Genomic DNA, 7,089 nt, shown 5'->3' with positions numbered 1-7,089 from the left:
AGAAAAGCAGGCCAATCGACCCAACCTGTCTGAAGTTCCCAGCGCAGTAGAGACGCTTCAACCCCGCTTGCATCCACCACACGAAATAGCTTAAAATAATACTATGGAATCTATAGAGCTAAAGATGAGAGAGCTCAGTGGCCATTTCCCCGCTGTCTATACGAGAAAGGTCATCGAGATCCTGAACGGGCCGGAAGTGAGCGCAGAGGTTCTGGCTGGTCAGCCCTGCGAAGAGGTCACCCAGGTACTTGAGTCACTCGGTTACGAGATCGGAAGCAAGAAACCTATGGACGGCTGGATCCTGATGAAGGCTGTAAGAGCGAAGAAGTAGGGATCAAAGCCGGGGACGCCATACTAGAGAGCAGAGAAGCCGCCTTGCCGTGGTTGCGGTCAGGGGATATTTATCTGATTAGATAAAACATAAACGGGGCTCTGTTTTCGCCAATGCCACAACGTGACTGAATGCGTTTGGCCGGCCTTGTCATATTCCGTGACAATGTAGCTAGGGTCATTGCTGCCGAGGTCGCACCAGCTCCCGCAATTCGCGTAAATTCCCCACGGTGTACCGCCCGCCGCGGGTTGCAGCAGGGTATTCCCCTCCTTGTGCTTGTGACCGAATACTATGATCTTGTTGTTGGTTGCAAAGGCTAAGTCATTTGCAGGCTCCCAGATGTCATCGGCTTCGAATTCGATCGATTTCACCGGACCGTACTTTGAATGATGCTCCCAGTCGCTGGTCAGACCTGCATAATCGTTTCTGACCTGCCCGATAGCAGTCGCCCCGGCTGCGTTGACGATTTGTGTCTTGTCGTCGACATGTCTCACCTTGTTCAGATTTTTTATCAGGAAATCAAGGGGTGCGTCGGTCAAAGCGGTGGGTGAAGATAGTTCATGCAAGATAGTACTGGCTATGTCGGGTATTGTAAACAGCATCTGCGCGTAAGCGTGGACGCCTGCCTGGAGGCGGGTTATGTAATAGCCGATGGGCAGCTTGTGATTGGGATTCGGGTCGGGAGCGTTCCACATGAGATACTCGTGGCCGTGTTGAGCATAAATACCATCGTTCGTTACGTAGGGCTTTTTCTGAAAAGGGATGTTCGGAAAATACTTTGTCCGGAAACCTGCGAAAGCGGCATCCGTTATGTTGATGTCATGGTTCCCCTCAACATACGTAACCGGTTTGACCTGGGCGAGTAGTTGCAACTCCTGTATGATGGGCTTGATGTGGAAGGCGTCGGCAATAACTTCATATGAAGGCGGCTGCACGTCGTAGGGATAGAGCCACCCATCCATGATGTCACCGAGAAGTATCACCTCATTGATCGAAGCATCACCACGCACATATTTGAGAAATGCCAGGAAATCGGCCGCATTCTTCTTGGTGAACCAGTCATAGGCGCCAGTCGACCCCGTGAAGCCCCAACCTGCGGTCATGTGGATGTCACTGACGAAAACTCTTTTGTACATGGTAACCTCCTGAGCTGGCATTCTGTTTTTTGACGAATGCCCTTGTGCAAGAAAGCTTGTTCTTTCCTTTGAAACCTCTAACCCGAAGTCTTACGTGATAGTACCCGTCGGCTCAAAAGCTTGTCAAGCGTTCTCTTCCAGACATAGGATCGGCGTTTGACTTTCATCGTGCTTCCGTTATAAAAGAGGTCTCCCTGACATGCTGCCAGTTTGTGTTCCGGAGTGGTGCGGAGGAGAACTCATGGTCGGAGCAATTGCAGGCGACATCATAGGTTCGGTGTACGAGCACCATAATATCAGGACCACTGATTTTCCGCTCTTTGGCGCGCGCTGCACCTTCACCGACGACACGGTGCTCACTGTTGCGATTGCTGACGCAATCCTATCCGGTGCGGACTATGGAGATAAGCTGAAGGAATACTTCCGTTCTTACCCGAATCGTGGTTACGGTTTGAGCTTCCGCGAGTGGGCGCCATCAGACAGTAAATCTCCCGGATACAGTATGGGCAATGGCTCTGCCATGCGGGTGAGTCCAGTTGGCTTCGCATTCGATACGCTTGACCACGTTCTTGAGGAGGCGAAGCGAAGCGCGGAGCCGAGTCACAGTCATCCGGAGGGCATCAAGGGGGCGCAAGCCACAGCATCCGCTATATATCTGACGCGAACAGGAGCCACCAAGCAGGAGATCAAAACATACATCGAACAGCACTTCGGCTATGCACTCGATGAACCGCTCGATTCAATCCGGAAGTGGTACCGGTTTGACGTGACCTGCCCCGGATCGGTTCCGCAGGCGATCCGCGCATTCCTGGAGTCATGCGACTTCGAGGACGCCATCCGCAAGGCCATATCCATAGGCGGCGACAGCGACACTATCGCCTGTATCACCGGCGGCATCGCGCAAGCCTTTTACGGAAGTGTTCCACAGGAGATCATCGCCGGCACACTCGCAAGGCTCGACGACCGCCTTAGGAACGTAACACTGCAATTCATGCGAACCTTTCTATCCTACCAGTAGACAATACTCCGCCACGTTTTCGGTGTTACTTGCCTTCTGTCTTGAACAAGATGTTCTTGAGCTTGGCCTTTGCGGCAGCATCAACTTTTGCGGAGTTTACCACGGCGGTCGTGAGGTCCTCAGCGGTTGTGGGGTCGAGAGTCAGCTTCATTTTGTCCACTTCACCAAGGAATTCAGGATCACTCATCGTTTTCACAAAGGCTGTGCGCAATGTCTCGACACGCTCTTTCGGCGTCCCGGGTGGGACGGCAAATGGCCTCGAGTAGTCGTTCCCGTAGTGGATCACTATCACCACAGCTATCAAAGATTTTCTCATACTATGTCCCTCCTGTTGACGCACCGCCCGCAGATTAAAGGACCCGTGATTGCTTTGATCGACCCTAGCACGCGAGTGGACAGGGGTCAAGAAAGTTCATAGCGAGACGGAGCAGGCTACGCCAACTGAATTTGCGCTTTACACCCTCCCGGTAGTATGCAATCATTGTTTGGATAATAAACTCTATCTGTACAGACGGCGTTAACTACCCGCTTTTCACGTGACAGCATACGCCAGTACTGCAAACAGTAGTAAGGATGGAGTTCTGGCGCCAGACACCAGGGAGGAGTTATGAGAAAAGGGCTTCTGTTCGGTACGATCTTGGCAGCGGGTATCCTGTTGATCCATGCAATCAATGCACCGGCGGCTCAAAGGCTTATCTCTTTCATGAGCCCTCCGGCAGGCGGAGGAGCGTATGTCTTTGTTGCAGGCACGATCAATGTATCGAACAAATATATGACGGGCGATGTAAAGTTCGTGCACGAAGCAACTACCGGCACCATGGAGATGGTAAGGAGGCTCATGCTGGCTTTCGGCCAGAAAAAAGAGGCATTCGCTGACTTCGGCACACCGGACGCATGGAACGCATACAAAGGTGAGGCAGACTACAAGGGCAAACCCTTTACGGATCTGCGTGCCATAGTCTTCAACCAGAACACGGATGTCTATCTGGTGGTGCCTGCCACTTCACCGATCAAGAGTTACGCGGATGTGAAAGGTAAGCGCATCGGCATGGGCGGTGCAGGCAGTTCTCCGGCAAATTGCGGACATTTGCTGCTCGATTATTACGGCGTGCACAAGAAGGATTTCAAGCCGTACTATTATGTGTATAAAGAATCGATAGAAGGGCTCGGTGACGGCTCACTCGACGGAGCATTTTTTGCCGGCGGGTACCCCATGGCCAGCTACATGGAACTGTCCACCACCAAGAACGTACGGATCGTGCCCGTGGATGAGGGCATCGCAAAGAAGATCATTGCAGAGCACCCCGGCCACTACACGACTCTGGTCAAAGCTAAATCGTATCGGGGCATTGACCAGGATACATTGATCATGGGATGGACCGGAGCCCTGTGGACGCACAGCCTGACGAATCCTGACCTGGTCTATGCGTTCATCAAAAACTTATTCGACCACAAAGAAGAATACTTCCAAATCCATCAGGAGACCAGAGTGCTCAGTCTTGAGAATGCGACAAAGGGCATCTTTGTGCCCTTTCATCCGGGAGCCGAGAAATACCTGAGAGAGGTCGGGGCAATTAAGTAGCCGTCAGATTAGCGCAACCATTGGAGCAAATGAGAAAAGGCATAGCCGGTCCAACTCGGGTTTCTCGGCCCGCAACGGCGAGGGGCTATAGCAAGTACATCACAAGGAGGTCAGGGTTATGGAAAAGAAACTGAGTCGACGGGAGTTTTTGAAAGCATCAGCAGCAACGGGTGCGATCTTGTGTATGACCCCGGCTCTGGCTTCAGCCCAGGAAGCAAAGTCGCTGGAGCTTTTGAAACCTCAAGCGGGCAGTGGTAACTCTCTGATGCAGTTATTGTGGAAGAGGAGTTCTTCACGACAATTCGGCCCCGAACCAGTGCCCGTAGGGGTTCTTTCAAATCTCCTGTGGGCCGGCTTCGGGATTAATCGCCCTGACGGAAGGCGCACCGCCCCTTCCGCACACAACTGCCAGGATATCGATATCTACGTCATTCTTCGTGAGGGCCTCTACCTCTATGACGCGAAGGCAAATCAACTTAAGCTGGTACTGGCAGAAGACCTGCGCGGGCTCGCTGGAACTCAGCCCTATGTCAAAGAGGCCCCCGTGAATCTCATCTATGTGTCTGATTACGCGAGGATGGCCGATAAAATGCCGGCAGACGAAAAAGCCCTTTTCCCTGTTCTCTCCGGTATCCACACCGGGGTCATTGCGGAGAATGTCTGCCTCTATTGCGCCTCCGAAGGACTGGCGACCGTGGTTCGGGTAATGATCGATATACCGGCGCTCTCAAAGGCCATGAAGCTGCGGCCCGATCAGAAGATTACCCTGGCGCAGTCGGTGGGATACCCCAGGAAGACAGCATAGTAACGTCTGCAGGAGATGCCGCAGGGGCAACTGCCGCATCTCCTCTTCCTCTCAACATTCTTATCGGTAATCGCGGGCCTCAGGAGGTATCGAGGCCCTTCCCATGTAACCTTTCCAGGTTTCCGCCCGACTTTAACTTCTGATGGCAAGGCTTCCGGTTAGGGGCAGAGTGCATTTTTTCATCAACTGACCTGATGGTTGCCATCCGGACTCTTGGGCAAGATTATGCCATTCAAGCGGAGCGACAGGATGGACACGACCGGAATGTACCTTTGTGGCATTGGACAGTTGGCCGACAAGCTCGCTAAGGAAATCGCTGCTGTGCCATATGAGAAATTTGCTGAAGACACCGAGAAGATCGAATCGGTACTGGTGAGGCTTGCGATCATGAAGGAGGGGTGGACCTGGCTGCCCGGCGAGATACAACAAGAACTCACCGCGATCGACTGGTCTGCGGTTGCAGGCAAATGGGACTGGCAGTCCCGCAAACACGTGGATATCGATGTAAGGCAGCTCTGGGAGACGATCATGTGGAAGCTTCCTGAGATGAGCAGAAAGGTAGGAGAACTGTTAAGAAGGCAAGAGTGAAAAAGGAGGTGCACGATAGTCATCCGGAGCTTTCGCACATGCACTCGCGGTTATGCCATGATCTGACGTGCATTCTCCGACAAATTTGTATGTCGATGGTCGCCTTTTTCGACAGTTTTGTTTGTCGTGCTCAAGGGGTTCTCACTGGTTACTTTGAATTTGCAAGCGTTACGGCGCATGTACTGCTTCGGCACGGGCATTGCTTGAGCGCGAAGAGCGGGAAGTGCCTCATGGACGGGTCGACTGTTATAAAGCTGGTCGCAGTTATTCTATCGGTGTTGTTGCTTTCGGTAGCGACGTGCAGTGCGGCCGATATATCCTTCCCCGATGATTCAAACCAGACATGCCAGGACGATGCAAACTCGTTCGCCCTGATCGGAGATCACGCCCTCCCCCCTCCCGGTGGGGCTGAGGCGTATCCTTCCTACGAAGAACAAGAAACCTTTCACCAGCACTTACTTATCTTCCGTCACACATACCGGGGACCTCCACTCGTCTGACCACGGTGCTTCCATGAGGCGCGATCGGACGTCGGCAGTACGCCGAGATTCGCCGGTCCCTGGCAACCCAGGGGGAGGCACGCCACCACGTACTGCCGATCAACACAAGGGAGGTGTGTATGGACACTGACATTGCCGAAAAGGGGCAGCCCCTGGAACGAATGGCGACAGTTCGCCAGAAAGGTAGTCCTCGGTCAGAGATCCTCTTCTTTGAAATGAGCAGGCCGGTGGAATCGCCCGAGATGTTGAGGAGTTGGGTAGAGTGGTTCCAAAGGTTGCATATTCCGTGTGCCATCGCAAGAACGCAAGAAGGATACACCCTCTGGCGCAAGGGCAGGGAAGCGGGACGAAGAAGATCGAAGATTCCATCGGTGAACGCAAAATTTATCTATTTGTCTGGCTTGACGCCAAGGGAACTGATCCGTCTCAAAGAAATAGATCGCGATCAAGATCACGAGGGTTATTCTCAACCATCCGAGGGTTTTGAGGATCTACCTGCTTCTCCCTACGAGGAGCCGCAGGAGGGACTGACTCCTGACGCCTCGGCCCTATTTGTCCCAGTGGCAAGGAGTAAACAGAACAAAAGGCTATTGTAGAGCAGAAAGCCGTTAATGAAAACAAGGAGGTCATCAATGAAAAGCATTATTGGCGCAATACTGGCTGTAATGATAATCGTCAGTGCAGCTTCCGCAGGTGAGTTTGGTCCGCCGGAGCCAACAGCTGCTCCCGGCAAATTCTCACTCGGAGTAGGCTACTGGTTCGACCAGCCCAATATGAAGCTGGACAGCAACCATCTCCTCGGCACCATGACGTCTAAATCGAATCAGTACTACCTGCAGGGAACCTATACGTTCTTGAAGAACTGGGAGGTCTATGGCAGGTTCGGCGCAGCTGATCAGAAGCTTGATACCGATACCCGAAACTATAGCGATAGCGCCGAGCCTTACGGGACCCTCGGTTTCAAAGGTCTGGCTTACCAGTATAAGAATTTCGGCATAGGGCCCTTTGTGCAGGGGAGCTGGTACGGCGACCACACGGGTGTCATGAAGAATCAGTGGGACGTGAACCTGGGCATCTCAGCCCAGTACAAGGTGCCGGTGGGCGGCTGTGCTCTGACGGTCTACGGCGG

At 53.0% G+C, this 7,089-nt stretch carries 9 protein-coding genes; 7 read left to right on the top strand and 2 right to left on the bottom strand.

Annotation, left to right across the window (positions count from 1 at the left end):
* Window positions 1–124: 124 nt before the first annotated feature.
* Entirely contained in the window at window positions 125–331 is a 207-nt protein-coding gene (locus tag VMT71_02795) for a hypothetical protein (protein HVN22872.1), read from the top strand.
* Window positions 332–390: 59 nt separating this feature from the next.
* Here VMT71_02795 and VMT71_02790 read toward each other — a convergent pair whose 3' ends face one another.
* Window positions 391–1,467: a metallophosphoesterase gene (locus VMT71_02790; protein ID HVN22871.1), complete on the bottom strand. Its 1,077-nt coding sequence runs from the start codon at window positions 1,465–1,467 to the stop codon at window positions 391–393.
* 199 nt (window positions 1,468–1,666) lie between these two features.
* Between VMT71_02790 and VMT71_02785 the strand changes: the two genes are divergently transcribed.
* A complete protein-coding gene (locus tag VMT71_02785; protein ID HVN22870.1) occupies window positions 1,667–2,485 on the top strand; it encodes an ADP-ribosylglycohydrolase family protein in 819 nt (272 codons plus the stop codon).
* Between the two features lie 25 nt (window positions 2,486–2,510).
* Here the strand turns inward: VMT71_02785 and VMT71_02780 are convergent, their stop codons facing one another.
* Window positions 2,511–2,801 carry a hypothetical protein gene (locus tag VMT71_02780; protein HVN22869.1) on the bottom strand — a complete coding sequence of 97 codons (291 nt, stop codon included), beginning with the start codon at window positions 2,799–2,801 and terminating at the stop codon, window positions 2,511–2,513.
* Between the two features lie 291 nt (window positions 2,802–3,092).
* On the opposite strand from VMT71_02780, the gene VMT71_02775 reads away from it, so the two are divergent.
* From VMT71_02775 to VMT71_02755, 5 genes are all read left to right on the top strand, one after another.
* Complete coding sequence (locus VMT71_02775) at window positions 3,093–4,067, top strand: TAXI family TRAP transporter solute-binding subunit (GenBank protein HVN22868.1); 975 nt, start codon at window positions 3,093–3,095, stop codon at window positions 4,065–4,067.
* A 118-nt stretch (window positions 4,068–4,185) separates the two neighbouring features.
* The gene (locus tag VMT71_02770) at window positions 4,186–4,872 is read left to right on the top strand and encodes a SagB/ThcOx family dehydrogenase (protein ID HVN22867.1); all 687 of its coding nucleotides are present in this window, start codon (window positions 4,186–4,188) and stop codon (window positions 4,870–4,872) included.
* A gap of 249 nt (window positions 4,873–5,121) precedes the next feature.
* Complete coding sequence (locus VMT71_02765) at window positions 5,122–5,460, top strand: hypothetical protein (protein ID HVN22866.1); 339 nt, start codon at window positions 5,122–5,124, stop codon at window positions 5,458–5,460.
* 619 nt (window positions 5,461–6,079) lie between these two features.
* Window positions 6,080–6,556, top strand: a complete 477-nt coding sequence (locus tag VMT71_02760) for a hypothetical protein (GenBank protein HVN22865.1) — start codon at window positions 6,080–6,082, stop codon at window positions 6,554–6,556.
* 36 nt (window positions 6,557–6,592) lie between these two features.
* Window positions 6,593–7,089 (top strand): hypothetical protein (locus tag VMT71_02755; protein ID HVN22864.1); only part of this gene is annotated, 497 nt, incomplete at its 3' end.

Source organism: Syntrophorhabdales bacterium, from assembly GCA_035541455.1.
GTDB lineage: Bacteria > Desulfobacterota > Syntrophorhabdia > Syntrophorhabdales > WCHB1-27 > JADGQN01.
This window is presented reverse-complemented; position numbering and strand designations above follow the sequence as displayed.